Source organism: Streptomyces sp. NPDC086989 (assembly GCF_044745505.1).
Taxonomy (GTDB): domain Bacteria; phylum Actinomycetota; class Actinomycetes; order Streptomycetales; family Streptomycetaceae; genus Streptomyces.
In genome coordinates, this window is sequence record NZ_JBIVAL010000012.1 from 248602 (window position 1) to 274806 (window position 26205).

At 74.0% G+C, this 26205-nt stretch carries 22 protein-coding genes; 10 read left to right on the forward strand and 12 right to left on the reverse strand.

All coding sequences use genetic code 11. The features are described 5' to 3' along the window. Positions 1–53 precede the first annotated feature (53 nt). Both ACIPK4_RS28185 and ACIPK4_RS28190 read left to right on the forward strand, forming a co-directional pair. Positions 54–1016, forward strand: coding sequence for an electron transfer flavoprotein subunit alpha/FixB family protein (locus ACIPK4_RS28185; RefSeq protein ID WP_402317387.1), 963 nt, complete (start codon positions 54–56; stop codon positions 1014–1016). A gap of 153 nt (positions 1017–1169) precedes the next feature. After that, positions 1170–2468: a DUF6986 family protein gene (locus tag ACIPK4_RS28190; RefSeq protein WP_402317390.1), complete on the forward strand. Its 1299-nt coding sequence runs from the start codon at positions 1170–1172 to the stop codon at positions 2466–2468. Between the two features lie 481 nt (positions 2469–2949). Here the strand turns inward: ACIPK4_RS28190 and ACIPK4_RS28195 are convergent, their stop codons facing one another. Continuing rightward, positions 2950–3987, reverse strand: a complete 1038-nt coding sequence (locus ACIPK4_RS28195) for a LacI family DNA-binding transcriptional regulator (RefSeq protein WP_402317393.1) — start codon at positions 3985–3987, stop codon at positions 2950–2952. 96 nt (positions 3988–4083) lie between these two features. Between ACIPK4_RS28195 and ACIPK4_RS28200 the strand changes: the two genes are divergently transcribed. After that, complete coding sequence (locus ACIPK4_RS28200) at positions 4084–5175, forward strand: NUDIX domain-containing protein (protein WP_402317473.1); 1092 nt, start codon at positions 4084–4086, stop codon at positions 5173–5175. A gap of 30 nt (positions 5176–5205) precedes the next feature. Here ACIPK4_RS28200 and ACIPK4_RS28205 read toward each other — a convergent pair whose 3' ends face one another. Further along, entirely contained in the window at positions 5206–5907 is a 702-nt protein-coding gene (locus tag ACIPK4_RS28205) for an MBL fold metallo-hydrolase (protein WP_402317396.1), read from the reverse strand. 96 nt (positions 5908–6003) lie between these two features. Next, positions 6004–7368, reverse strand: coding sequence for a dipeptidase (locus tag ACIPK4_RS28210; RefSeq protein ID WP_402317399.1), 1365 nt, complete (start codon positions 7366–7368; stop codon positions 6004–6006). Positions 7369–7621: 253 nt separating this feature from the next. Between ACIPK4_RS28210 and ACIPK4_RS28215 the strand changes: the two genes are divergently transcribed. After that, complete coding sequence (locus ACIPK4_RS28215; RefSeq protein WP_402317402.1) at positions 7622–8893, forward strand: geranylgeranyl reductase family protein; 1272 nt, start codon at positions 7622–7624, stop codon at positions 8891–8893. Between the two features lie 285 nt (positions 8894–9178). On the opposite strand, the gene ACIPK4_RS28220 is transcribed toward ACIPK4_RS28215, so the two are convergent. Continuing rightward, complete coding sequence (locus ACIPK4_RS28220; protein WP_376200419.1) at positions 9179–9637, reverse strand: nitroreductase/quinone reductase family protein; 459 nt, start codon at positions 9635–9637, stop codon at positions 9179–9181. A 149-nt stretch (positions 9638–9786) separates the two neighbouring features. Between ACIPK4_RS28220 and ACIPK4_RS28225 the strand changes: the two genes are divergently transcribed. Further along, positions 9787–10485 (forward strand): TetR/AcrR family transcriptional regulator, encoded by a 699-nt coding sequence (locus tag ACIPK4_RS28225; protein ID WP_402317406.1) that lies wholly within the window; start codon positions 9787–9789, stop codon positions 10483–10485. 139 nt (positions 10486–10624) lie between these two features. After that, positions 10625–11557 (forward strand): spherulation-specific family 4 protein, encoded by a 933-nt coding sequence (locus ACIPK4_RS28230; RefSeq protein WP_402317409.1) that lies wholly within the window; start codon positions 10625–10627, stop codon positions 11555–11557. A 39-nt stretch (positions 11558–11596) separates the two neighbouring features. Here the strand turns inward: ACIPK4_RS28230 and ACIPK4_RS28235 are convergent, their stop codons facing one another. Beyond that, complete coding sequence (locus ACIPK4_RS28235; protein WP_402317412.1) at positions 11597–12343, reverse strand: maleylpyruvate isomerase family mycothiol-dependent enzyme; 747 nt, start codon at positions 12341–12343, stop codon at positions 11597–11599. A gap of 36 nt (positions 12344–12379) precedes the next feature. Between ACIPK4_RS28235 and ACIPK4_RS28240 the strand changes: the two genes are divergently transcribed. Further along, positions 12380–13063, forward strand: coding sequence for an alpha-ketoglutarate-dependent dioxygenase AlkB family protein (locus tag ACIPK4_RS28240; RefSeq protein WP_402317415.1), 684 nt, complete (start codon positions 12380–12382; stop codon positions 13061–13063). A 43-nt stretch (positions 13064–13106) separates the two neighbouring features. Continuing rightward, positions 13107–14387, forward strand: coding sequence for an ROK family protein (locus tag ACIPK4_RS28245; protein WP_402317417.1), 1281 nt, complete (start codon positions 13107–13109; stop codon positions 14385–14387). A gap of 111 nt (positions 14388–14498) precedes the next feature. Here ACIPK4_RS28245 and ACIPK4_RS28250 read toward each other — a convergent pair whose 3' ends face one another. Continuing rightward, a complete protein-coding gene (locus tag ACIPK4_RS28250; protein ID WP_402317420.1) occupies positions 14499–15038 on the reverse strand; it encodes an ATP-binding protein in 540 nt (179 codons plus the stop codon). 198 nt (positions 15039–15236) lie between these two features. On the opposite strand from ACIPK4_RS28250, the gene ACIPK4_RS28255 reads away from it, so the two are divergent. Further along, the gene (locus ACIPK4_RS28255; RefSeq protein WP_402317422.1) at positions 15237–16373 is read left to right on the forward strand and encodes a PLP-dependent cysteine synthase family protein; all 1137 of its coding nucleotides are present in this window, start codon (positions 15237–15239) and stop codon (positions 16371–16373) included. A gap of 7 nt (positions 16374–16380) precedes the next feature. Here ACIPK4_RS28255 and ACIPK4_RS28260 read toward each other — a convergent pair whose 3' ends face one another. Next, entirely contained in the window at positions 16381–16983 is a 603-nt protein-coding gene (locus ACIPK4_RS28260; RefSeq protein WP_402317425.1) for an SRPBCC family protein, read from the reverse strand. A 317-nt stretch (positions 16984–17300) separates the two neighbouring features. Between ACIPK4_RS28260 and ACIPK4_RS28265 the strand changes: the two genes are divergently transcribed. Beyond that, entirely contained in the window at positions 17301–19688 is a 2388-nt protein-coding gene (locus ACIPK4_RS28265) for a hypothetical protein (RefSeq protein WP_402317476.1), read from the forward strand. On the opposite strand, the gene ACIPK4_RS28270 is transcribed toward ACIPK4_RS28265, so the two are convergent. From ACIPK4_RS28270 to ACIPK4_RS28290, 5 genes are all read right to left on the reverse strand, one after another. Beyond that, positions 19630–22095 carry a right-handed parallel beta-helix repeat-containing protein gene (locus ACIPK4_RS28270; protein WP_402317428.1) on the reverse strand — a complete coding sequence of 822 codons (2466 nt, stop codon included), beginning with the start codon at positions 22093–22095 and terminating at the stop codon, positions 19630–19632. The two genes, ACIPK4_RS28265 and ACIPK4_RS28270, sit on opposite strands and share 59 nt — an antisense overlap. Positions 22096–22226: 131 nt before the next feature. Next, positions 22227–22838, reverse strand: a complete 612-nt coding sequence (locus tag ACIPK4_RS28275; RefSeq protein ID WP_402317432.1) for a hypothetical protein — start codon at positions 22836–22838, stop codon at positions 22227–22229. Between the two features lie 231 nt (positions 22839–23069). After that, complete coding sequence (locus ACIPK4_RS28280; protein WP_054221996.1) at positions 23070–23894, reverse strand: MOSC domain-containing protein; 825 nt, start codon at positions 23892–23894, stop codon at positions 23070–23072. Between the two features lie 55 nt (positions 23895–23949). After that, entirely contained in the window at positions 23950–24474 is a 525-nt protein-coding gene (locus ACIPK4_RS28285) for a DUF6643 family protein (RefSeq protein WP_054221997.1), read from the reverse strand. Between the two features lie 247 nt (positions 24475–24721). Continuing rightward, on the reverse strand, positions 24722–25891 hold the full coding sequence (locus ACIPK4_RS28290) for a glycosyltransferase (RefSeq protein ID WP_402317437.1): 1170 nt from the start codon (positions 25889–25891) through the stop codon (positions 24722–24724). Between the last annotated feature and the right edge of the window lie 314 nt (positions 25892–26205).

Below are 26205 nucleotides of genomic sequence, written 5' to 3' on the forward strand. Positions count from 1 at the left end.
TCGGTCACCCCTGTTAGCCCCCAGATACTTCGCAATCGCAGGAGAGCAGTCCCATGGCTGAAGTTCTCGTCTACGTCGACCACGTGGACGGCGCCGTCCGCAAGCCCACCCTCGAGCTGCTGACGCTGGCCCGCCGCGTCGGCGAGCCCGTCGCCGTCGCCCTCGGCGCCGGTGCCGAGGCCACCGCCGCCGTGCTCGCCGAGCACGGCGCCGTCAAGGTCCTCACCGCCGACGCCCCCGAGTTCGCCGAGTACCTCGTCGTACCGAAGGTGGACGCGCTCCAGGCCGCGTACGAGGCCGTTTCCCCGGCCGCCGTGCTCGTCCCGTCCTCCGCCGAGGGCAAGGAGATCGCCGCCCGCCTGGCCGTCCGCATCGGCTCCGGCATCATCACCGACGCCGTCGACCTGGAGGCGGGTGACGAGGGTCCGGTCGCGACGCAGTCCGCGTTCGCCGCGTCCTTCACCACCAAGTCCCGTGTCTCCAAGGGCACCCCGGTCATCACCGTCAAGCCGAACTCGGCTCCGGTCGAGGCCGCCCCGGCCGCCGGTACCGTCGAGGCGCTCGCCGTCACCTTCGGCGCCCTGGCCACCGGCACCAAGGTCGTCTCCCGCACCCCGCGCGAGTCGACCGGCCGCCCCGAGCTGACCGAGGCCGCGATCGTGGTCTCCGGCGGCCGCGGCGTCAACGGCGCCGAGAACTTCGGCATCATCGAGGCCCTCGCGGACTCCCTCGGTGCGGCCGTCGGTGCCTCGCGCGCCGCCGTCGACGCCGGCTGGTACCCGCACACCAACCAGGTCGGCCAGACCGGCAAGTCGGTCTCCCCGCAGCTGTACATCGCCTCCGGCATCTCGGGCGCGATCCAGCACCGCGCCGGCATGCAGACCTCGAAGACCATCGTGGCCATCAACAAGGACGCCGAGGCCCCGATCTTCGACCTCGTCGACTACGGCGTGGTCGGCGACCTCTTCGCGGTCGTCCCGCAGCTGACCGAGGAGATCCAGGCCCGCAAGGGCTGACCTGCGTCGATGCTGTGACTCGGGGCCGCGTGGTGACACCCACCACGCGGCCCCGAGCTGTTTCCTGCAACCATTGACTAGACAAAGCCCCCTCACTAAATTCTGCTATGCGGATCTAAGCTTCCGTGAAGCGGAAAAAGAGGAGAGTGCACGATGGGTCAGCAGGAGAAGGTGGCGACGAGCCTCGCAGGCGCGGTCAGCGAGGGCATCAGCGCCTCCCTCGCCCCGGTGGACGCGGAGCTCGCGCGCCACTACCCGGGCGACCCCGGCACCCGTCAGCCGATCCACACGGTCTACGTCCCCGGCGACGTCTTCGCCGCCGACACCATCCGCTCCTGGGGCGACCAGGCCCTCGCGGCCCTCGACGAGCACGCCCCGGACGCCGCCACCTTCGCCAAGGTCCTCGGCATCTCCGACGAGCTCGCCGGACCCGTCTACGACCGCGTCCGCGCCAAGCTCCGGCGCGAGCCCGTCGAGGACCTCCGCGTCGACTTCGAGGACGGCTTCGGCGTCCGCTCCGACGAGGAGGAGGACCAGGCGGCCGCCCGCGCCGCCCGCCTCGTATCCGAGGCCTTCGCCAACGGCACGAACGCCCCGTACATGGGCATCCGCATGAAGTGCATGGAGTCCAACGTCCGCGACCGCGGCATCCGCACCACCGACGTCTTCCTGTCCGGGCTGCTCGAGCACGGCGGTCTGCCCGACGGGCTGGTCCTCACCCTCCCCAAGGTCACGTACGCGGAGCAGGTCAGCGCCTTCGTGAAGCTGCTGGAGGCCTTCGAGAGCACCCGCGGCCTGCGGCCGGGCCGGATCGGCTTCGAGATCCAGATCGAGACCAGCCAGTCGATCCTCGCCTCCGACGGCACCGCCACCGTCGCCCGGATGATCGAGGCCGCCAAGGGCCGCGCCACCGGCCTGCACTACGGCACCTTCGACTACAGCGCCTGCGTCGGCGTCTCCGCCGCCTACCAGTCCAGCGACCACCCGGCCGCCGACCACGCCAAGGCGATCATGCAGGTCGCGGCCGCCGGCACCGGCGTACGCGTCTCCGACGGCTCGACCAACGTCAAGCCGGTCGGCACCACCGAGCAGGTCCACGAGGCCTGGAAGCTGCACTACGGCCTCACCCGCCGGGCCCTGGCCCGCGCCTACTACCAGGGCTGGGACATGCACCCGGCCCACCTCCCGACCCGCTACGCGGCGGTGTTCACCTTCTACCGCGAGGGCCTCGAAGCCGCCGCCGCGCGCCTCAAGGCGTACGTCGCCAAGATCGAGGGTGATGTCATGGACGAGCCCGCCACGGCCAAGGCGCTGGCCGGCTACCTGGTCCGCGGTCTGGACTGCGGCGCCGTCGGCACGGACGAGGTCACCGCGCTGACCGGCCTGACCCGCGCCGAACTGGACGCCTTCGCGATCCCGCGCCGCTCGGCGACCCTGACCGCGACCGCCTGACCCCTACCACCGCACAGCAGGCCCGGCCGGGGTGCCCCCGCCGGGCCTCTCGGCGTCCTGCAGCACTTCCCGTGTCCGGTCGGACGAGGCGCCCGACGAGCCGGTTGCCGGGCCCGGCGACCGGCCCGGAGGCCGGGTCGTCTGCCGTACGCGGAGCGGCCCGTACCCGGCCCGGGAGCCAGCCCCGGAGCCGGTTCGGGCGTCGGTTCGGGGGAAGGGCCCCGGGGCGCCGTTCCGGGGCCGATTCTGGGGCCGGCCCGGATGCCGGCCCGGATGCCGGCCCGGGAGTCGGTTCTGGAAGGGTCCCGGGGCGCCGTTCCGGGGCCGGTTCGGGCGTGGGGCCATGCGGGGCGTCCCCGTCGCCCGGTCCGTCCTCGCCGGGCTCACCGCCGCCGGCGGGGCCGTGCCCGCCCCGCGGGGGCTGACCCGCTGATCCGCTGACCCGACCGGGCCCGGACGGCGGGCTCCGGCCCGCCGGGTCTCAGCCGGCCGGGGGGAGTTCGCCCGAGCCGCGGGGGATCAGGCGGGTCGGCAGTTCGATCCGGGCCGGGGCGAGGGAGGCGCCCGCGAGCCGTTGGAAGAGGCGGTCCGTGGCCACCCGGCCCAGGGCCGCCGCGTCCTGGGCGACCACCGTCACCCCGGGCCGCAGCAGGTCGGCCAGCTCGAAGTCGTCGAAGCCGACCAGGGCCACCGGCAGAGGGTGCTCGGCCAGGACCCGTACCACCGTCACCGTCACCCGGTTGTTCCCCGCGAAGACCGCCGTGACGGCGTCGGGGCCCGTCAGCATCGCCCGGGCCGCCTCCCGGACGCGCTCCGGGGAGGTCGAGCCGAGGGAGAGCCACGGCTGCGCCACCGGCAGGCCGGCGTCCGCCATCGCCGCGCGGTAGCCCCGCAGCCGCTCCGTCGCCGTGTGGATGCGCGGGTGGTCACCGATGAACCCGATCCGGCGGTGGCCCCCCGCGATCAGGTGCGCCACTCCGGCGCGGGCCCCGCCGAAGCTGTCCGACAGCACCACGTCCGCGTCGATCCGGCCCGCGGGGCGGTCCACGAACACCGTCGCCACACCCGCCCGGATCTCCGGCTCCAGGTAGCGGTGGTCGTCCCCCGCCGGGATCACGATGAGCCCGTCCACGCGGCGCGCGCACAGCGCCAGCGCCAACTCCCGCTCCCGGTCCGGGTCCTCGGCGCTGGACCCGTTGATGAGCAGCGCCCCGTGGGCCCGGGCCACTTCCTCGACCGCCCGGTTCAACGGCCCGTAGAAGGGGTCCGCGAGGTCCTCAAGGACCAGCCCCACGGTGGCCGTACGGCCCTTGCGCAGCACGCGCGCACTGTCGTTGCGGCGGAAGCCGAGCGCCTCGATGGCCTCCTGGACCCGCCGTACGGTGTCCGGGGTGACGCCCGTTTCGCCGTTCACCACCCGTGACACCGTCTTGAGGCCCACACCCGCACGGGCCGCCACGTCCTTCATGGTCGGCCGGTTGCCGTAGCGGGGGTCGGACGGGCGCCGGGTCTGTGGCACGGGATGGAAACCTCCGGAGGTGGCGGGCACGGGCGGGTACGGCTCTGACCTCGAGGATAAGCACTGGGCCGATGAGCGGGTTTCCATGGCAGGGTGATGCGGGCAAGCCACTGGGGGCTCCGGACGAGCCATGGGAGAGGGGTAGACGTGATTGTCTGGATCAACGGCACATTCAGCGCCGGGAAGACCAGCACGGCTCGCGAACTGACCGGGATCCTGCCGGACAGCACCCTGTACGACCCGGAGCTCGTGGGCGACTCACTCCGCCAACTGCTGCCGCGCAAACGCCTCGCGGAGGTCTCCGACTACCAGGACCTGCCGAGCTGGCGGCGCCTGGTGGTGGACACGGCCGCCGCGATGCTCGCGGAGCTGGGCGGGGTGCTGGTGGTGCCGATGACGCTGCTGCGGCAGGAGTACCGGGACGAGATCTTCGGCGGGCTGGCGGCGCGCCGGATCCCGGTGCGGCACGTGCTGCTCGCTCCAGAGGAAACGATCCTGCGGGAACGGATCGCGACGCGGGAGGAACCGGGGGACCCGGCTGACGTGGACGTGCGGGTGCGGCAGTGGGCGTACGACCACATTCCCGCGTACCAGCAGGCGCTGGCCGGCTGGCTCGCTGCGGACGCCCACGTCATCGACAACGGGGCCCTGAGCGTACGGGAGACGGCGGAGCGGATCGCCGAGGCCGTACGCACCGACGCGGCCGGTGTCTGCGACATCGTGCAGACACCGGAGCCGACGCGCGAGACCGTCGCGGCGGGGGTGCTGCTCTTCGACGACGAGGACCGGGTGCTGCTGGTCGACCCGACGTACAAACCGGGCTGGGAGTTCCCCGGCGGGGTCGTCGAAGCGGGCGAGGCGCCCGGGTCCGCGGGCGTCCGGGAGGTCGCGGAGGAACTGGGCCTGACCCTGGACGCCGTACCCGAACTGCTGGTCGTCGACTGGGAACCGCCGGTGCCGCCCGCGTACGGAGGGCTGCGGCTGCTGTTCGACGGGGGCCGCCTCCCGGCCGCCGCCGCGGCCCGGCTCCGGCTGCCGGGGCCGGAGCTACGGGCCTGGCGGTTCGTGACGGAGGAGGAGGCGGCGGGACTGCTGCCCGCCGTCCGGTACGAGCGGCTGCGCTGGGCGCTGCGGGCCCGCGAGCGCGGCCGCCCGCTGTACCTGGAGGCGGGCCGCCCCACGCCGTAGCCCGGCCCCGCCCCGGGCGGACGGCAGCGGTTACGAGAGGGACGGCTCGGACGCCGCGGCCGCCATGAGTGCGGCCGCCGCGTCCTGCGTCAGCGGGTCGCCGTGGCCGAAGCAGGCCACCGACGGGGCCAGCGCCGCGAGGCGCCGGAACGAGGCCCGGGCCTGCGCCCCGTCCACGTTGAACACGCCCTGCATCACCCGGCCCACCCCCGCGATGCAGTCGCCCGTGAACAGCACGCCGTGGCGCGGCAGGTGGATGCCGATGCTGCCTGCCGTGTGGCCCGGGGCGTGGACCACCACCGCCCCGTCGCCGAACGGCAGCACCTCCCCGTCCTCGACCTCGCGGTCGACTCGCGTCGGCGGCGCGGGAGGCACCGTCAGGCCGTGTTCGTACAGCGGGATTTCCCAGTCGAGCAGGACCGGCTCCGGTACGGGAAGCTCGCCCCGGACCACCGGAGCGTCCAGCCGGTGCGCCACCACCTGCGCGCCCCACCGCCCGGCGAGTTCCTCCGCCGCGCCGACGTGGTCGCGGTGGCAGTGGGTCAACACGATCCGCTCCAACCGCCGCGCGTCCAGCCCGAGCGAGCGGACGGCCTCCTCGACCAGCGCCGCGGACCCGGCGTGACCGGCGTCGATCAGCGTCAGGGCCTCCCCGTCCTGCCACAGGTAGGCCTGGCCGATCGGGAAGCGGAGCATGTGGAGCCGCTGGGGGAGCACTTCGACGAGTTCCATGCCCCGAACGTACGTCCGCAGACTCCGCTCCCGGCGCGGCTTTCACCGGGAGCGGAGTTCGCCCGTAGCGCAGTCGGGGAGCGTAGGCCGGGCAGGTCAGCCGCGCTTGGACTCCGCGTAGTTGACGAGGAAGAGGGCCTCCGCGACCGACAGGCGCTCCAGCTCCTCCGGGGAGACGCTCTCGTTCACCGCGTGGATCTGCGCCTCCGGCTCGCTGAGCCCGATCAGCAGCATCTCCGCCTCCGGGTACAGCGAAGTCAGCGTGTTGCACAGCGGAATCGATCCGCCCATGCCGCTGACCTGCATCTCCTGGCCCGGGTACGCCACCTGCATGGCCGCCGCCATCGACGCGTACGCCGGGCTGCCCGTGTCCGCCTGGAACGGCTGGCCCTGGCCCACGACCTCCAGTTCGAGGCGCGCCCGCCACGGGGTGTGCGCCACCAGGTGCGCCTCCAGCAGCTTGATCGCCTCGGCCGTGTCCACGCCCGGCGGCACGCGCAGGCTGATCAGCGCGCCGGCGCTCGCGTGCACCGAGGGGGTGGCGCCGACCACCGGCGGGCAGTCGATGCCGAGCACCGTGACGGCCGGGCGGGCCCACAGCCGGTCCGCGATCGTGCCCTCGCCGATCAGCTCGACCCCGTCCAGCACCTTCGCGTCGGCACGGAAGTCCGCCTCCGGGTACTGCAGACCCTCCCAGACGGCGTCCGCGGCCAGACCGTCCACCGTGGTCGAACCGTCGGCCGAGCGCAGCGAGTCCAGCAGCCGGATCAGTGCGGCCAGCGCGTCGGGGGCGACCCCGCCGAACATGCCGGAGTGCAGGTTGCCGCCGAGGGTGTCGATCTTCACCTTGATCAGGGTCATACCGCGCAGGGTCGCCGTCACCGTCGGCAGGCCCAGCCGGAAGTTCCCCGCGTCGCCGATGACGATGGTGTCGGCGGTCAGCAGCTCCGGGTGCGCCTCGGCGTACTGCTGGAGGCCGCCCGTGCCCTGCTCCTCCGAGCCCTCCACGATCACCTTCACGCTCACCGGCACACCGCCGTTGGCCTTCAGCGCGCGCAGAGCCAGCAGGTGCATGATGAACCCGCCCTTGCAGTCCGCGGCGCCGCGGCCGTACCAGCGGCCGTCTCGCTCGGTCAGCTCGAAGGCCGGCGAGATCCAGGCGGCGTCGTCCAGCGGCGGCTGCACGTCGTAGTGCGCGTACAGAAGGACGGTCGGCGCACCCTCGGGACCGGGCAGGAAGCCGTACACCGACTGGGTGCCGTCGGGGGTGTCGAGGAGGGACACGTTCTGGAAGCCCTCGGCGCGCAGAGCGTCGGCGACCCAGTTGGCCGCGCCCTCGCTCTCGCTCTTCGGGAACTGCGCCCAGTCCGCCACCGACTGGAAGGCCACCAGCTCGCCCAGCTCCTGCTTGGCGCGGGGCATCAGCGAGGCGACGGTCTCGGCGATCGGATTCTGGGACATGGGCACGCTCCTCTTGGGTGCGACGTTGTACAGACGTAGCCGCCCGCATCCACGTGGTGGGCGTATGCCGGGTACGGCGAAAGACAGACCCGATCCTCGCACAGCAGGACGGGCCGGACTCGCGCCGTAGGATTTCCCTGCATCGGAGCAACGGCATGATCAGGAGCAGCAGCACATCGTGAGCAGCGACGACAGCACCGTCGGGGGACCCGACTCAGCAGCAGGACAAGCCGCTCGGAAGGCGGGGGACGGGATGGCCGCAGACGCCGGGGGAACCGGCGAGGTGTGGGACGTGGTCGTGGTCGGAGCCGGGCCGGCCGGTTCCTCGGCCGCGTTCGCGGCGGCCACGGCGGGGCGGCGCGTGCTGCTGCTGGAGAAGGCCCAGCTGCCCCGGTACAAGACCTGCGGTGGCGGGATCATCGGCCCTTCGCGCGACGCCCTCCCGCCCGGTTTCGTGCTCCCGCTCAAGGACCGCATCCACGCGGTCACCTTCTCGCTGAACGGAAAGCTGACCCGGACCCGCCGTTCGCGCCAGATGCTGTTCGGCCTCATCAACCGGCCGGAGTTCGACGCCGGGCTGGTCGCCGAGGCCGAGAAGGCCGGGGCCACCGTCCGTACGGGCACCGCCGTCGCGCGGGTCGAGCAGCACGGGGCGGCGGTGCCCGACCGGCGCACCGTCGCCGTGGTCCTCGCCGACGGGGAGACCGTCCTGGCGCGCGCGGTGGTCGGCGCGGACGGCAGCGCGAGCCGGATCGGTGCGCACGTCGGGGTCGAGATGGACCAGGTGGACCTCGGCCTGGAGGCGGAGATCCCGGTCCCCGAGACGGTCGCCGCGGACTGGAAGGGACGGGTGCTCCTCGACTGGGGCCCGCTGCCCGGCAGTTACGGGTGGGTCTTCCCCAAGGGCGACACCCTCACCGTCGGGGTCATCTCGGCGAAGGGCGACGGCGCCGCGACCAAGCAGTACCTGGAGGACTTCATCGCCCGCCTCGGACTCGCCGGCTTCGAACCCTCCGTCTCCTCCGGTCACCTCACCCGCTGCCGCAAGCCCGATTCGCCGCTGTCCCGCGGCCGGGTCCTGGTCGCGGGCGACGCCGCCGGACTGCTGGAGCCGTGGACCCGGGAGGGCATCTCCTTCGCGCTGCGCTCGGGGCGGCTGGCCGGCGAGTGGGCCGTGAAGATCTCCGAGGCACAGGACGCGGTGGACGCGCGCCGCCAGGCCCTCAACTACGCGTTCGCGATCAAGGCCGGACTGGGCGTCGAGATGAGCGTCGGCAAGCGGATGCTGACCGCCTTCGAGGCCAAGCCGGGGCTGCTGCACGCGGCGATGACCGGTTTCCGCCCGGCATGGCGGGCCTTCGCACGCATCACCCGGGGCGCGACGACGCTGCCCGACCTGGTGCGGACGTACCCGCTGGCGCGCAAGGCGCTGCACATCCTCGACGGCAGGGCGGCGCGCAACCGGACCCAGGAGCCGGAGCAGGGCCAGGGCCAGGGCCGGGAACAGGAGCCGGAGCAGGCCTGAGGGATCCGGCCCGGTCCGGCCGGGCCCCGGGCCCCTTGGGCCCTCTCACGGGCCGGTCGGCAGTGGGCGGTGGCGGTCTTGTCCCGGGGTGCCGGCAAGGCCGCCGCTGTGTTGTGCGGGCGCGGGCTGCGGGCCTGCATCGGGTGCGGGTGCGGGTGCGGGTGCGGGTGCGGGTGCGGCGGTGCGTGCTGCGCGCGGGGGGGGTGTCGGGCTGGGGCGGAGCGGGCCGTGGCTGGCCGGGGGGCCCGAGCGGGGCGGGCCGGTGGCGGCGCGGCCGGGACCCCGTCAGCGGGAGACCGTGATGCGGAAGACCGGGTGGTCAGCGGCAGCCGCCTGGAGCTCGGCGTCGGAGGACTGTGCCGTGATGCCCTGGAAGAACCGGTTGACCTCCCAGCCCCACTTCTCCAGGTAGGCGCGCAGCACGGCGGCCTTCTCCACCGGGTCGGTGAGCTCGGTGACCGTAAAGGCGCGCACCTTGCGGCCCACGCGCAGCTCGCCGCCGCCGGCCACGCGCATGTTGCGGACCCACTGGGAGTGGCCGCGCGCCGACACCAGGTACTGCTCGCCCTCGTACGTGTGCGGGTTGACCGGGATCCGCTGCATCTGGCCTGAGGTGCGGCCGCGCACCGACAGCTCGGCCGTGCCGGCCAGGCTGATGCCGAACCGGGCCAGCTTCCCGAACAGGGAGTTGAAGCGGGTCTCGAGCGGGCCGGCCTGGACGTAGTACGGGTTGGACGCGCTCATGACTGCCTCCGGGAGGTCTTGGGAGAGCGGTGCTCTCGCTTGAGAACAGTGTGCACGGATCGATGCACCAATACAAGAGCGGTGCTCTCGCTATGGAGCGCCGATCCCGTTCTTGGGCACTGCTCTGGATTCGTGGCACACTGCCCTCCATGAGTACCGTGCGCGGGGCCCGGGAGCGGGCCCGTATCGAGGTCACCGCCGCCATCAAGGACGAGGCGCGCCGCATGCTCGCCGCCGAGGGCGCCGCCAAGCTTTCGCTGCGCGCCGTGGCCCGCGAGCTGGGCATGGTCTCCTCCGCCCTCTACCGTTACTTCCCCAGCCGCGACGAACTCCTCACGGCCCTCATCGTCGACGCCTACGACAGCCTCGGCGCCGCCGCCGAACGGGCCGACGCCGACGTCCTCGCCGCCGGCGGCGCGCCCCTCGCACGCTGGACCGCCGTCTGCGCAGCCGTCCGCTCATGGGCCCTGGAGCATCCGCACGAGTACTCCCTCATCTACGGCTCCCCGGTCCCCGGCTACAGCGCCCCCATGGACACCGTCGCCCCCGCCTCCCGCGTCGCCAACGTCCTCATCGGCATCCTGCGCACCGCGCACGCCGGCCGCGGCCTCGCCCTGCCCCCGCTGCCCGCCGCCCTGCGTCCCGAAGCCGTCCGGATGACCGCGGACTTCGCCGAGGGGTTGCCGCCCGAGGTCACCGCCGCGCTGGTCGCCGCCTGGGCGCACCTGGTCGGACTCATCTCCTTCGAGCTGTTCGGCCAGTTCAACCGGGTCGTCCAGGACCGGGACGCCTTCTTCGCGCACGCCGCCGGCCAACTGGCCCACGCGGTCGGACTTCCCGTCGTGTGACGGCGGCTCACATGATGAGGTGACAGGTCGCTTGTCTGTTCCTTGCGCGAATGCGAGTGGTTCGGCTTTCACCGAACGGGCGCCCGTCTAATGTTCGTCGGGTCGTGCCCTGCCCCCGCCCCTCGCCGGAGGAACAGCCATGGCCCGCGCCGTGAAGGCCCTGTACGCCGTCCTGGTCACGTCCTTACTGGCCGCCCCGGCCCCCGCCGTGACCGCCTCGGCCGGCACCGCGGCCGAGGGGGCCGTCCCGGCCCCCAGACCCCGGATATCCGGGGTGCGGGGGCTGGAGATCGGCGTTCCCGCCTACGCCCGGGCCGGTGACCCGATGCTCGGCGACCTCGTGGCCACCACACCCGCCGCGTCCGTGGTCGTCCTCAACCCCGGCAACGGCGACGCCCCCTTCGACAACCGCTGGCAGGCCCGCGCCGACGCGCTGCGCGCCGGGACCACCGCCACCGGCGAGAAGACCAAGGTCCTCGGCTACGTCCACACCGACCACGGCCGCCGCGACATCGCCGCCGTGAAGGACTCCGTCGACAACTACCTCAAGACCCGCGACGGCCGCCTGCACGTGGACGGCATCTTCTTCGACGTCGTCAGCCGTGACTGCGGCCCCGCCGACATCACCCGCGACCACTACGCACAGCTGCGCGCGTACGTGCAGGACACCATGAACGAAGCCGATCCCACCGCCGCCGGCCTCGTGGTCGACAATCCGGGCACCGCCATCGCCGACTGCTACCTGGAGCCGGGTCACCGCACCGCGGACGTGTTCGTCACCTACGAGGACACGTACGCCGCGTACACCGGCGGCGGCTGGCTCGGCGGGAACGTCTTCGGCGCCTCGGGCGGCTACCGCGCCGGTGCGGAACTCGACCCGACCGGCACCGCGTTCTGGCACCTCGTGCACGCGGTGCCGGACGCGGCCGCCATGCGCGGCACGCTCCGCACGGCCTTCGACCGCGGTGCGGGCTATGCCTACGCGACCGAAACGCTCATGCCCAACCCGTGGGACACGTCACCGAGCTGGAAGTACCGCAGCCAGACCGAGTACGCCGCGACCCTCGGCTGATCCGGCAGGCCGTACGGTCACAAGACCGCCCCGCCCCGGTCAGCCGATGCCGGCCGTCTCCACCCAACGCCGGGCCAGCGACTCGTCGCCCGTCACCCCGGGGCCCCTCAGCGGGAGCCGGTTCCACAGCGCCGCGTACAGCCACGACGCCTCGCCGACCACTTCGCAGTCCGCCGGCTCGCCCGTGTCGCCCGTCACCGTCCGGGGCGGCTCCGCGGACAGGTGCACGGTCCACACCGCGCCCGTGTCGGCGGAGCGGACCCGCAGCACCCGCGGCTCCTCGGTCCGCATCCGGCTGCGCGGCCTCGCGTGGAAGCCGGTCAGCAGCTCGTCCACCCCGTCCTCGGCGAACTCCGGTGCCACGTGCCCGTAGGGCTCGCCGAGCGCCGACTCCGCGTCCATCCGGTGCACGGCCGTCTCGTGCGCCTGCCGGCGCGCCCAGAACGCCAGCGGCGACGGCGCGGCCGTCGGCAGGAAGGTCCAGCACTGCACGTCCGCCGGAGCCTCGGTCAGCGTCCGGACCAGGGCCTCGTGTCCCTCCCGGTACCAGGCCAGCAGCTCGGCGCCGGCCAGTTCCGGGGCCTGCGGGAACGGGCCCGGCTCCACGGCCGCGTCCCGGACGTACCCGGCGGCCCAGCGGTGCACCGCGCCCGTGTGCCGCAGCAGGTCGGCGACGCGCCAGCCCGGACAGGTCGGCACGGGGGCTTCCGTACCCGTCCGCTCGGCCGTCCCTGCGAGCGACTCGCCTTCCCGCGCAAGGGTCTCCACATACTCGCTGATCTTCATGCGGGCAGTGTCGCACCGGCCGGTGACAATGGGGTGATGGACGGGGAACTCTTCCCGCGCGAGCGGACCGAGGTCGCCCCCGGCGCCGTGCACGTCCCCGACTGGCTCGGGCCCGAGCGCCAGCGGGAGCTGCTCGACGCCTGCCGAGCCTGGGCGCGCCCGCCCGCGGGCCTGCGCACCGTACGGACACCCGGTGGCGGCACGATGACCGCCCGCCAGGTGTGCCTCGGGCTGCACTGGTATCCGTACGGGTACGCCCGCACCGCCGTGGACGGCGACGGGGCACCGGTCAAGCCGATGCCCGGCCGGCTCGCGGAGCTCGGCCGCGAGGCGGTGACCGCCGCGTACGGACGGCCCGCACCGGAATCCGGACCGGACCCGGACGGGTACGCGTACGACATCGCGCTGATCAACTTCTACGACGGTGACTCCCGCATGGGCATGCACCGTGACGCCGAGGAGAGGTCCCCGGCTCCGGTCGTCTCCCTCAGCCTCGGCGATACGTGCGTCTTCCGCTTCGGGAACACCGCCTCGCGCGGGCGCCCGTACCAGGACGTCCTGCTGCTCAGCGGGGATCTGTTCGTCTTCGGCGGCCCCGCCCGCCTGGCCTATCACGGGGTGCCGAGGATCCTTCCCGGCACCGCCCCGCCCTGGCTCGGGCTGACCGGGCGGCTGAACATCACCCTCCGGGTCGGCGGACTGGGGGCGGCCCCCGGCTGACCGGGGCGCCGGACATACCGCCGATCATGCGAGGATCGCTGTCATGAACGGCAACGGGGCCCCGGAGAGGGTGGGCGAGGCGGCGTCCGCAGCGGCGTCCGCGGAGGTGTCGGCGGCGGCGAGGACCAAGCTGGAGCGGGGCCGCGGCGCTCTCGGCCCGGCACTGGAGCTCGTCCACACGGGCCGGGCCCCGACCCGGGCCGTCCTGACGGCCGAGCTCGGTGTCACCCGCGCCACCGCCGGAGCCGTCGCCGCCGAGCTGGAGGCGCTCGGGCTGATCCGCGTCGACTCCCGCCCGGGCGGCGCGGGCGGCACCCAGGGCCGCCCCTCGCACCGGCTGTCCATCGACGAGAACGGCCCCGTGGCGCTGGCCGCGCAGGTGCACTCCGACGGGTTCCGCGCCGCGCTCGTCGGCCTCGGGGGCCGGATCGTGGCCACCGCCCCCGGCAAGGTCACCGTGTCCGCGGACCCGGCGCAGGTGCTCGGCGCGGTCGTCGCGGCGGGTGCGGAGCTGCTGGCCGACACCGGCCGCCGGTGCATCGGCGCGGGCCTCGCCGTGCCCTCGGCGGTCGCGGAGCCGGACGGCACGGCGCTCAACCCCCTGCACCTGGCCTGGCCTGCCGGAGCGCCCGTACGGGACATCTTCACGCAGTGCGTGAAGGCGGCCGGGATCGACGGCCCGGCCCTCACCGGGAACGACGTCAACCTCGCCGCGCTCGCCGAGCACCGGCACGGCGCGGGCCGCAGCGCCCAGCACCTGCTGTGCGTGGCCACCGGACACCGCGGGGTGGGCGGCGCGCTCGTCCTGGACGGACGGCTGCACAGCGGCAGTTCGGGCCTCGCCCTGGAGGTCGGTCACCTCACCGTCAACCCGGAGGGGCGGGCCTGCCACTGCGGCAGCCGCGGCTGCCTGGACGTGGAGGCCGACCCGCTGGCCTTCCTGACCGCGGCGGGCCGCACCCCGGGGCCGGAGGTGTCGCTGCTCCAGCAGGCCCGTGACCTGCTGCGCGAGGAGTACGCGGAGCCGGCCGTGCGCGCGGCCACCGAAGAGCTCATCGACCGCCTCGGGCTCGGCCTCGCGGGGCTGGTGAACATCCTGAACCCGGACAGGATCATCCTCGGCGGACTGCACCGGGAGCTCCTGCACGCGGACCCGGAGCGGCTGCGCGCGGTGGTCGCCGACCGCAGCCTGTGGGGGCGCAGCGGGGGAGTGCCGATCCTGCCGTGCACCCTGGACCACAACAGTCTGGTGGGCGCGGCGGAACTGGCCTGGCAGCCCGTCCTGGACGACCCGCTGGGCGCCCTGGGGGCGGCCGCGGTCTGAGGCCCGCGCGCCCTGCCGCCCGCAGCGGTCTGAGGCCCGCGCGCCCCTGGGGCCCGGGGCCCCGGACCCGCAGGGCGGGCCGAGGGGTCGCCGGATCCGGTGGCGGAACCCCTACCCGGGCCGGGCGCCGACCGACGCCGCCACCGGCATCGCCGTCGGGACGGCGCTCGGGTCCACGGCGACGACCACCGCGGGCGCGGGCTCCCGTACCGGTCTGGATCCGTTGCCGGTCGGGCGCTGCGCCGCCGGGGCCGCGCGGAGCGAGAACCACACCACCTTGCCGGGGGTGTCGTCCTGGTGCCGTGCACCCCAGGCCTCGCTGACCGCCGCGACCAGCGCCAGCCCGCGCCCGCAGGTCTCCAGCGCGTCCGCGGCCGCCTCCCGCAGGACGGGAAGCCGCGGATCGCTGTCGTACACCGAGACCGTCAGCCGGCCCAGCCGCAGCTCGATCTCGACGGTGCACGTCTTGTCCGGCTGCGCGTGGCGGTGGACGTTGCTGAGCAGCTCCGTCACGCCGAGCGCAGCCCGGTCTATGAGCGGATCCAGCTGCCAGTGGCGCAATTGCGCTGAAACGATCCTTCGGATCTGTCCGATCCGGGACGGCAAGGCCTGCAGTTCGACTACGCAGTGCCTGCGTGAATGACTGATCACGGCTGCGACTCCCCGACATGAGTGTTACGGGTGCTGCACCCTCGGTAATGCTCCACCAGGGTCACCCACGGTGCCCGTGTATGCAACCGAACGCGATCGAAAGCGATCCGCATGGATACCCAAAGTGACTGTTTGTGCAGGTGAGGGAGGTACATTGCGAAAGCAGGGGGCGAGAGACCGCACGAAGGAGCAAGGCGCATGAGCACCACCCGTACCTCCGGTACTACGGCTACGACCATTGACGTCGACCGTAGCGACGCGGACTACCGCGCCTGGCTGAAGGAAGCCGTCCGCAAGGTCCAGGCCGACGCCAACCGTTCGGCCGACACCCACCTGCTGCGTTTCCCGCTCCCCGAGGAATGGGGCATCGACCTCTACCTCAAGGACGAGTCCACGCACCCGACGGGCTCCCTCAAGCACCGCCTCGCCCGCTCGCTCTTCCTGTACGCCCTGTGCAACGGCTGGATCCGCCCCGGCCGCCCGGTCATCGAGGCCTCGTCCGGCTCGACCGCCGTGTCCGAGGCGTACTTCGCGAAGCTCATCGGCGTCCCGTTCATCGCCGTCATGCCGCGTACGACCAGCCCGGAGAAGTGCCGGCTCATCGAATTCCACGGCGGCGAATGCCACTTCGTGGACGACCCGATGAAGATGTACGAGGAGTCGGCCGAACTCGCCTCGCGTACCGGCGGGCACTACATGGACCAGTTCACGTACGCGGAGCGGGCCACGGACTGGCGCGGGAACAACAACATCGCGGAATCCATGTACCAGCAGCTGCGCCTGGAGCGGTACCCCGAGCCCGCGTGGATCGTGGCGACCGCCGGCACCGGCGGCACGTCCGCGACCATCGCGCGCTATGTGCACTACATGCAGCACGACACCCGCGTGTGCGTCCCGGACCCGGAGAACTCCTGTTTCTTCGACGGCTGGACCACCAACGACCCGCACGCGAGCAGCGATTGCGGCTCCCGCATCGAGGGCATCGGCCGGCCGCGGATGGAGCCGAGCTTCGTGCCGGGCGCCATCGACCGGATGATGAAGGTGCCGGACGCGGCGAGCGTCGCCGCGTGCCGGGCGCTGGAACAGGCCATAGGGCGCAAGGCCGGCGGCTCCACCGGAACGGGCGTGTGGAGCGCACTGAAGATCATCTCGGAGATGGTGGCCGAGGGGCGCAAGGGCAGCGTGGTGACGCTGCTGTGCGACCCGGGCGACCGCTACCTGGACAAGTACTACTCGGACGAGTGGCTGGCCACGCAGGGCCTGGACATCGCCCCGTACACGGAGACCCTCGACACCCTGCTGGCGACCGGCGTCTGGCGCGAACCCGCGGCCTGACCGGCGGCTACTGGCCGGCCGGGTGACGGGGCGACAGGCGGGAGTCCAGGGCTCGGACGGCCGAGCGGAACGAGTGGCCCAGGCCCGGGCGCGCGCAGGCGAGGGCGAGCCGGAACGGCGCCGGGCCGTCCGCCGCGAAGGTCCAGCGGACGAGGGTGCCGGGGCCGGAACCAGGGCCGGAACCCGTGCCGGGGCCGGAACCAGCGCCGGAGTCGGGGCCGGAGCCGTAACCAGCGCCGGCCCCCGTGCCGGAGTCGGGGCCGGTGCCGGGGCCCGGTTCGGCGGGGTGCAGGCGCCACTCCTCCAACAGGGCGCGCACCCCCGGCGCGTTGGTCTCGTCGACCCGGTACGCGTACCGGCGCTCCGGATCCGCCGCCATGATCGTCTCCTGAAATCGGGTCCCCCCGACCAGCCGGACCTCCCGCCCCGCACCGCCGTGCGTCGGCCGGGCCAGGGTCACCGCCCCGAACCACCGGGGCCACCCCTCGACGTCCTCGGCCAGGGCCCGGTACACGGCCTCCGGTCCCGCCGCGGTCCGTGCGGTGAAGGTCAGGCGGATCGGGGCGTCCTCGATGAAGTCCAGCCCCACCGGGCGGAGTCGGCGAGTCATGGCGGTCCCTCCTGGGGGTGTACGGCGGAACGCATGTGCGCATGTGGTGCGCGTACCCTAGCTGGCGGATCGTCAGATGTCCGCCGCGGCCCTTCCGCCGGCCGTAGCGGCGGCTCTCACCGCGGCTCTCCCACGGCCCCGCGCCGCATCCCCCGGCCGCGGCCCGCACCGCTGCGGCCCCCGCCCGGAAGATCGCCCCGAAGATCGCCCGGAGGGGGCCTAGGCACGCGGCGTGCCGCGCGGGATGCTGGATCCGCGCTGATCCCGCCCCGCGAGCGGAGGCCGCCGTGCCGGACACCCCCCAGCCCCCGCATCCCCTGGCCCTCGAACTCCTAACACCCCCACGCCCCCTGGCCCTCGAACTCCGCGTGCACGGAGTCCACGGCGCACCCCCCGACGAGCTGCTCGGCGATCCGCGCACCGTCCGCATCACCGGGGATTCCACCGCCGCCGTGTTCCGCCGCGCCGCGGACGCCGACGCCGAGGCCCACCCCGAGTGGTACGCCGGCCGGCCCGTCGTCGAGGCCTACTGCTGGTCCCGGCTCACCTCCGGCAACGGATCCCGCGCCCTGTGGCTGCTGCTCCTGCCCTTCATGGTGGTCAACCTCGCCCACTGGGCCCGGCCGGCCGGCCCCGCCACCGGACCGGCACCGCGCGCGGTGCGCACGTACGGGGTCCTCGTACGGGTCCTCGCGCTCAGCCTCACCCTGCTGCTGATCGCGGCCGCCTGCGAGGTGGCGCTCGACCTCCTCGCCTGGCAGTGCGCGGGCACCAGGACCTGCACCGGCTCCCGTTCCTGGCTCGGCTTCCTGGCGCCCGGCGGCTGGTGGGGCCAGCCCGGGCGGCGCCTCGTGCTCGGCGCGCTGGTCCCGGCCGCGCTGACCGGGCTGCTGTGGTTCCTGTCGAACCGCACCTGGAGCGCGTACGAGTCCCAGCCGCCGCCCGCGGGCACGGCCGTCCCCGCCCCGGCCGGGGACGGCGCGCCCGCGCTCGGCCGGCCCGGATTCTGGTACGGGCGGCGCATCGTGGCCCGGCTGCGCGCCGCGCACACCGCCGCCGGACTGCTCACCGTCGCGGCCGCCGTCGCCGCCCCCACCGCCCGCTACGACCGCAGTGCCGCCACCCCCGTGCTCGACGTGATCGGCTGGGCGGTGGAGATCCTGCTCGCCGCCGGGGCCGTCGCAGTCGCCTGGGTCGTCTGCCGCCGCGGCCGCACCGAAGTCCGCCCCGACCACGCCCTCGACCGGGCCGCCGTCACCCTGCTGCCCGGCGCCGCCCTCGCCCTGCTCGCCGCCGTCCTGCTGTACGCCGGCTGGTCGCGCCCCGGCTGGACCTCGACCGGGCGGCTCCCCGGCGATTTCGTCTTCGGCTTGCTCATGCTCGGCCAGGGCTGCTGCGTCCTGCTCCTCGCCGCCGTCGCCGCCCGCCTGTACCGGCTCGCCCCCGACCCGGCGAGCGCCCTGTACGGCCTCGGTGGACCCGCCATCGCCATGCTCGGCTGCGCCCTCGGCGGGGTCATGTCCGGCGGCGTCGCCCAGCGCGTCGCCGACTGGCTCGACGGCGGCGCCCCCGCCGCCGGGGCCCCGGTGCCCGCCCCGCCCGTGCTGCTGTCCTGGCAGGCCGCCGTACTGCCCCCGCTGCTCCTCGTACTGGCCCTGCTCGCCGCCTGGTTCACGGTGCGCACAGTCCGCACCCGGCGCCGGCTCGCCGCCACCGTGGCCGCCGAGTACCCGGGGGAGCCGCCCGACATGGACCGCAGCCGCCGGATCGCCGGGGCCCGGGCCGCCGCCGCGCTCACCGACTCCGCACCCTGGTTCGTGGCCGCCGTCTCCGGGATCACCCTGCTGCTCGGCGCGGGCGCCCTCGCCGGAGCCTGGCTCAGCGGCCGGGTCCCGGGCGACGCCGCCCGCGGCGCCCACCCGCTGCTGGCGAGCGCCGCCCGCGCCGCACAGGACACCGGGTCCTGGCTGATCGGCCTCGGCATCGCCGCCTTCGTCACCTGGGGCCGCCGCGCCTACCGCGACCCCGCCGCCCGCCGCACCATCGGCGTGCTGTGGGACGTCGGGACGTTCTGGCCGCGTGCCGCACACCCGTTCGCGCCGCCGTGCTACGCCGAGCGGGCCGTCCCCGACCTGACCTGGCGGATGACCGGCTGGACCGGCAGCACCGGCGGCCGCCTGGTGATCTCCGGCCACTCCCAGGGCAGCGTCCTCGCCGCCGCCGCCGTCTGGCAGCTGCCACCCCAGGTCCGCCGCCGGGTGGCCCTGCTCACGTACGGCTCCCCGCTCCGGCGGCTCTACGGCCGCTGGTTCCCCGCGTACTTCGGCCCGGGGCCGCTCGGCGCGCTGCACGGGGACGTCGACTGCTGGCGCAACCTCTGGCGGGCCACCGACCCGATCGGCGGCCCCGTCCTCCACGACGCCGGCGACACCACGGCGCCGGACGCCTCCGTGGACCGGGGACCGCTCGCCGACCCGCTGGCCTACGGGCGCAGCGCGCGCCACCCGCTGCCCGCGCCGATCCTCGGCCACTTCGACTACCAGGCCGACCCGGCCTTCGCCGCCGAACGCGACGCCCTGCTCGCCCGGCTGGCCGGACCCGCCCGCCGCGGCCGGTCCGGCACACGCGCCGTACCGGCCCCGAGGGTCAGCAAGGAGCCGGCAGCGCCGGAAGGGCCGGAAGATCCGCCGGGAACAGCAGGGTGAGCTCGTCCGTGCCCGGGTCCGACAACTGCGCCACCCGGCCCGCATGCCGTTCGACCATCGACTCGAACGTCTGCCGTGCCGTACGGCCGTTGCCGAACGCCGGGCCCTTGGGCAGCTCGGTGAAGTACGTCAGCAGTGCCTCGGCGGTGCCCTCCCCGAGCCGGTACTCGTGCTCCTCCGCCTGCTGCTCCACGATCCGCAGCAGTTCCTGCGGCCCGTAGTCGCCGAAGGTGATGGTCCGGGAGAACCGCGAAGCCACCCCCGGATTGACGGTCAGGAAGCGGTCCATCTCCTCCGTGTACCCGGCGACGATCACCACGACCGCGTCCCGGTGGTCCTCCATCAGCTTCACCAGGGTGTCGATCGCCTCGCGCCCGAAGTCCCGGCCCGAGTCCTCCGGTGCCAGCGCGTACGCCTCGTCGATGAACAGGACCCCGCCGCGCGCCCGCTCGAACGCCTCCTGCGTACGGATCGCCGTGGAGCCGATGTGCTCGCCGACCAGGTCCACGCGGGAGACCTCCACCAGGTGACCGCGCTCCAGGACCCCGAGGGAGGCCAGGATCTCCCCGTAGAGCCGGGCCACCGTCGTCTTGCCGGTGCCCGGGGAGCCGGTGAAGACCAGGTGGCGGCGCACCGAAGCGGCCTTCAGGCCCGCCTGCTGCCGCCGCCGCCCGACCTCGATCATGTCGGTGAGCGCCCGCACCTCGCGCTTGACGCTCTCCAGACCCACCAGCGCGTCGAGCTGGCCCAGCACCTCGCCCGAGCCGCGCGCCCGCGACGACCCCCGCTCCGCCTCCTCCGCCGGGCGCGGAGCCGGCACCCGGTCCGGCTGCGCCCCGGGAGCCTGGACCGCGCCGGCCGCTCCGGCCGCGCTGCCCGTACGGATGCCCGCACGCTCACCGTGCGCGCCGGCCGCGGCCGACCGGTCGGCGAGCCGCGCCCCCGACTCGTCGGAGGTGCACTCCTCGGCGACCGGGCCGTCCTCGGCGAACTCGTAACCCCCGCGTGCACAGCGCTCGGTGTGGCACCGGGTCAGCGTGGTCCGGCAGCCGTCCAGGACGTGGAAGCCGAAACCGGAACTTCCCGTCACCCGGCAGGACCGGAAGTTCCCGCGGCCGCCCGCCGACACGTAGAAGCCCGCTTCGGACGGGGAGCTGACCGTGCACCGCTCCAGAACGGGATCGGCGCCCTTGGTGACGATCACGCCCGTCTGGACCGCGTCGATCGTGCAGTTGGCGAGGGTGCCGCCGCTGCCGTGGTCGCGGAACCAGGCCCCGGTCGCCGCCTCCCGGATCCGGCAGTCGTCGACCTGAGCGGTCGCCCCGTCGCTGACCGAGACGGCCGTGTTCCGCACCTGCGACAGGTCACTGTCGACGACATCGGCACGGGAGCCCCGGTCCAGGACGAACACCGCGTCCGGCACGTCGTGGACGCGGCAGGAGTTCAGCGAGGCGGTGGCCCCGTCGCTGATCCACACCGCCGGATAGTCGCCCGTGCTGTCGTGGATCTCGCAGGACTCGGCATCCACCCGGGTGCCCGGATCCCACACCGACAGGCCGTTGCGGCCGAACCGGCGGACCGTGGTGCGGCTGAGCGTGAGCACCGAACGCGACCGCAGGTCCACCGCGTTCTCCGGGATGTCGTGGATGTCGCAGCCCGCGAGGGTGAGCACCGCGTCCGTGTCGAGGGTGACCCCGTCCGCCGACGTGCGGTGCACCGCGCAGTCGGTGAGCCGGGCCGCCGCGCGCGAGGCGATCTGCACGCCCGCGCCCTTGATCTCGTAGACCTCGCAGCCCAGCGCCTCCAGGCCCGAACCCTCCCCGGTGACCGCGATGCCCGCACCCGAGGCGTGGTGGATCCGGCAGCGCTCCAGACGCGGCCGCCCGCCGCCGCGGACGAAGACCCCGGTCTGCCCCGCGGCCACCACCTCGCACTCCTCGAACACCCCGCCGCCGCCGTCCAGTACGGAGATCCCGACGCCCGTCGGGTTCTCCACCGTGCACCGCCGCACGAGGGGCCGGGCTCCACCGCGCACCTCGATGCCCGTCGCCGACCGGGTGCTGACCCGCAGATCGGTGAGCTCGGGGGAACCCTCCTCGACCAGCAGCGCGGGCGCCGCCCGGTCCTGCCCCTCCAGGTGCAGGTCCTGGACCACGGCCGAGGCGCGCACCGTCAGCGCGACCCCGTCCAGCGGGGCGATCCGCACCGACCCGACCGAGCCCTCCGGCCCCCGCAGGATGACGGCGTGCTCCAGCACCAGGTTCTCCCGGTAGGTGCCGGGACCGATGGACAGCACGTCCCCGTCGCCCGCGACGGCGAGCGCGGCAGCCAACGTCGGATACTCACCGGAGCGGCGCCGCCACCGCGACGACCCGCCGTGCGTCACCTGGACCGTGCCCTGTGCCATGGTGCTGTCGTGCCCCCGCCCTCGTACTCGCGCTCTCGAAGCGACCGGAACCACCGCCGCCGCCCCTGAGGTGGCGACGGCCCGGCTCCGGCGCTCCACCGTAGCGCGCGCGGGGCCGATGAGATGCCAGGTCAGCTGCCCGCGCCCGCCCGGCCCCAGTCCGGTCCCGCCGCCGCCCACGCACGGTCCAGTCGCGTGTACCGACGGTGCATGAGCCTTCGTACGACCAGCCGGCGAACCGTCTCCACCAGCGCCGCCGCCCCGAGGGTCGCGGCCAGGCCCACCACCGCCGCATGGACGCTCGCCAGGGAAGCGTCCAGCGGACGCCCGACCAGCCGGCCCTGCGCATCGGTCCATATCCGGAACCGGTCGCCCGCCTGCGGCGGTTCCTCCGCGGCCGGCACCGTGCCCTGGTGGCTGCTGCCGTCGGGCGCCGTCCAGGACGCCACGATCTGCGTACGCTGCGGGTTCTGCCGCTGCGCCGACGGATCGGCCTGCGCACCCTCGGGCGCCACCGCGGCCGGCCGCACCACCACCGCCGGTACGAGATGCCGCTCCTGCCGCTGTTCACGCGCGGCACGCTGCAGCGTGCCGTCCACCTCCAGGCCCGCGACCGTACCGACGGCCGGAGCCACCAACAGGACGCACAGCAGCGCGGCGAACGCCACCCATGCCTCGAAGAGGTCCGTCGGCCGACGCAGCGGATTGCGCCGCCAACGCCACACACCCATTGCTGTCCACACGGTCCGGCTCCCCCAACTTGTGCCAGTCTCCGTCTGCCTGCGGTCCAAGCCTCCCGCGTGCCCCGGAAAACCGCATTCCGGGACGTTGGGCAGTCCTGTCACCCGATCCGCCGCGCGAGTCCCGGTGGTCTATGCCGAGTCCCGCGCACCTTCACGCCACACCTGTCGAATGCACCAACGGCCCGCCCGTGGTGCTTGGTTCCATCGTTACTCCAGAGCCCCCCGAAGGTGTCATTCCAGGACGCGGACCTCGTCGCCCACCCGCACCGTTCCCACCTGCACAGGGACCAGCTGCCGCCCGAACGCCAGCGACTTGCCGATGCGCCGGTGCCGGGCCAGGGTCTTCAGCGGTTCCTTGCCGCGCTCCGCCGTCGCCTGGTCCGTGGTGGTGACGATGCAGCGCCCGCACTCCCGGACGCCGCGGAAGACGGCGTCGCCGATCGCGATGCGCCGCCAGCCGTCCTCCGCCCACGCCCCTGCGCCGGCGACCACGATGTTCGGGCGGAAACGGTTCATCGGCAGCGGACCCTCCTCGGGAAGGTCCCCCTGCGCGATCAGCGAATTCAGCGCGTCCAGCGACGCGAGGGTGGCGAGCAGCACCGGATAGGCGTCCGCGAGGCTCACCGTCTCGCCAGGCAGCGCGTACGCCGGGTCGACGGGCCGCCGCACGGCGGGATCGTCCAGGTGCACCAGCCGCGCCGGCACCCCCAGGTAGGCACTGAACCAGTCCGCCGCGGCGCCCGCCGCGACCACGGTCTCGACCTTCTTGCCGAACAGGACGACCGGCTCCAGCGGACCCGGCTCCGGCACCTCCACGACCAGCTCGGACATGCCGGGTGCCGACAGCGCGACGGCGCCGCCCCCCAGCGGACGCGCCGCGGCCAACGCCAGCCGGGGCTGCTGGCGTTGGGTGATGACCGTGCCCTCGGCGTCGACCAGCGCCCACCGCCGGTCCCCGGACAGACCCCAGGGCTCCACGACCACCTCGTCGGGAGCTGTCCCCGCTACCGACTTGACGGGATGGACGTGGAGCGCCTGGACATACAAGTTCGACATGGGAACATCCTGCCAGGAGCTCCCGTGTACGCCCCAGTGAGCGTCGAGGGGCCCGTCAGTAGCCGCGCCCCTGGTACGGGCGGCCGTACGGATCCTCGTACGAGGCCGCCGGAACCGGAGCCGGAACCTGCATCGGCCGCGGAGCGGCCGGACGCATCGCCTCGTACCCGGTGCCCATGGCGGCCGGCCGGGGCTGCTGCGGCTGTGCCTGTGCCTGTTGCATGTAACCCGCTCGGGCCACGGCCGGCTGCTGCTGCGGGATGTACGGGGCGGGCGCGTTCTGCAGGGGCATCGGCGCGGGCGCCGCCTGCTGGTACGGGTACCCGTACGCCGGGGCTTGCTGCTGCTGCGGCATGGCCGGGGGCAGCGCGGCCGGCAGCGCGGGCAGCGAGGAGGCGAGTGCCGGGAGGTACCCACCGCTCGAATAGCCGGCGCTCGGGGAGTCGTACGCGGCCGGAACGCGGATCGGGGCGATCTGCGGAGTGCCGCGTTCGGCGACGAGGGAGTCGTAGATGGGGGTGTCCGGGAAGGAGGGCGCGGAGTAGTAACCGCCGCCATAAGTGGAGCGGGGGGAGGTCATGGGACCTAAGTTAAGCCCACGACTTCACCGGGTCCATAGCGAGGTGTGACGAACGCCGCGCTGACCTGCATATTCCCAGGTCAGAGGCACACCCTTCACTTCGCGTTCACGTGTACGTTTTCGCCACTTCCGCCCCCGGTTGTTCCTACTCGTACTTACCGGTTGGGTGTTGCACCGATGTGCCGCTGACGTAGCGTCACAACACGGTGACCTGGGATGACATCAGACCGGTGGGCGGTTTGTCGTTTCAGGCGTCGCGGGGCCGGGCATAGGTCCGGCCCTTCCACGCGGCGCCGCGCCCCCGGTAGTGCTGAACCGCCGAGTCGACGGTCATCAGGAGGTAGAGGAAGGCCGTGAGCGGAAGCAGCGGAGCCAGCACGGCGGGCTGGCGGTAGTAGCGCAGCATTGGCAGATAGGTGCCGGCCATCAGCAGCCAGGCCAGTCCGCCCGCCCACGCGGTGGCGGCGTGCCCGCCGGCCAGCCCCGCCAGCAGGGCGGCCGGCGGGGCGAGGTAGACGAGCGCCAGCCCGGCCACCGTCCCGGCCAGCAGCAGCGGCTGGTGGCGCAGTTGCGCGTACGCGCTGCGCGAGACCATCCGCCACAGGTCCCCGAGCGTCGGGTACGGGCGCACGCTGTCCACCCGCTCCGCGAGCCCCAGCCAGATCCGGCCCCCCGAGCGCCGGACCGCGCGTGCGAGGGAGACGTCGTCGATGACGGCGTGCCGGATCGAATCCGGAATGCCCGCCCGGACGGCCGCCCCGGTCCGCAGCAGGACACAGCCGCCGGCCGCGGCGGCGGTCCGGCCGGTCGGACGGTTGATCCGGCGGAAGGGGTAGAGCTGGGCGAAGAAGTACACGAAGGCCGGAACGACCAGCCGTTCCCACGGGCTGACGGCACGGAGCCGGGCCATCTGTGAGACCAGGTCGAGCTCGGCGCTCGTCGCGGCGGCGACCAGCTCGCGCAGGCTGTCGGGCTCGTGGGCGATGTCGGCGTCGGTGAGGAGGAGGTATTCGGGCTCGGTGGTGTGCGCGGTCCGGGCCAGCGCGATGCCGTGGCGCAGCGCCCACAGCTTCCCGGTCCAGCCGGGTTCCGGTTCGCCGGGGGAGACGACGGTGAGGGGCAGCCCGGGATGCTCCCGGGCCAGCCGCCGGGCGAGGTCGCCGGTCCCGTCGGTACTGCCGTCGTCGACCAGGATGACCTCGGCTTCGCCGGGATAGTCCTGGGCGATCAGCGAAGGCAGGCTGCACGGCAGTACCCCGGCCTCGTCCCGGGCCGGGACGACGATGGCGACGGAGGGCCAGCGGGCGGGATCGCGGCGCGGCGGGAGCCGCACGTCGGTCCGCCAGAACATGCCCTGGGCGAACGTGAGCCAGATCCAGACGGCGAGGGACGCGCAGGCGGCGCAAAGAAGGCCCATGCGCGCAGTCTGCCGAACCCTGCGGGACGTGTCCCGCATTCCGCCGGGCCGGGGGTGGCGGGGCGGGGGGTTGGGGGGCAGGGACGGGCGGGGCGGGGTTGCAAGCGCGGGGCGGGAGCCGAGGGGCGGGGTGTGGGTGGGGCGGGGTAGGTGGGGTGGCGCGGGAAGTTGCGGGCCGGGACGGGTGGGTCGGGGTCGGTGGGGTGGGTCGGGATTCCCGGGGCGGGGTGTGGGTGGGGCGGTGTCGGGGTGGGTTCGGGGGCGTCCCGTCAGTCCACTGTCCTTCCGTGCCGTGCCGGCCCGTCAAGGGCGCT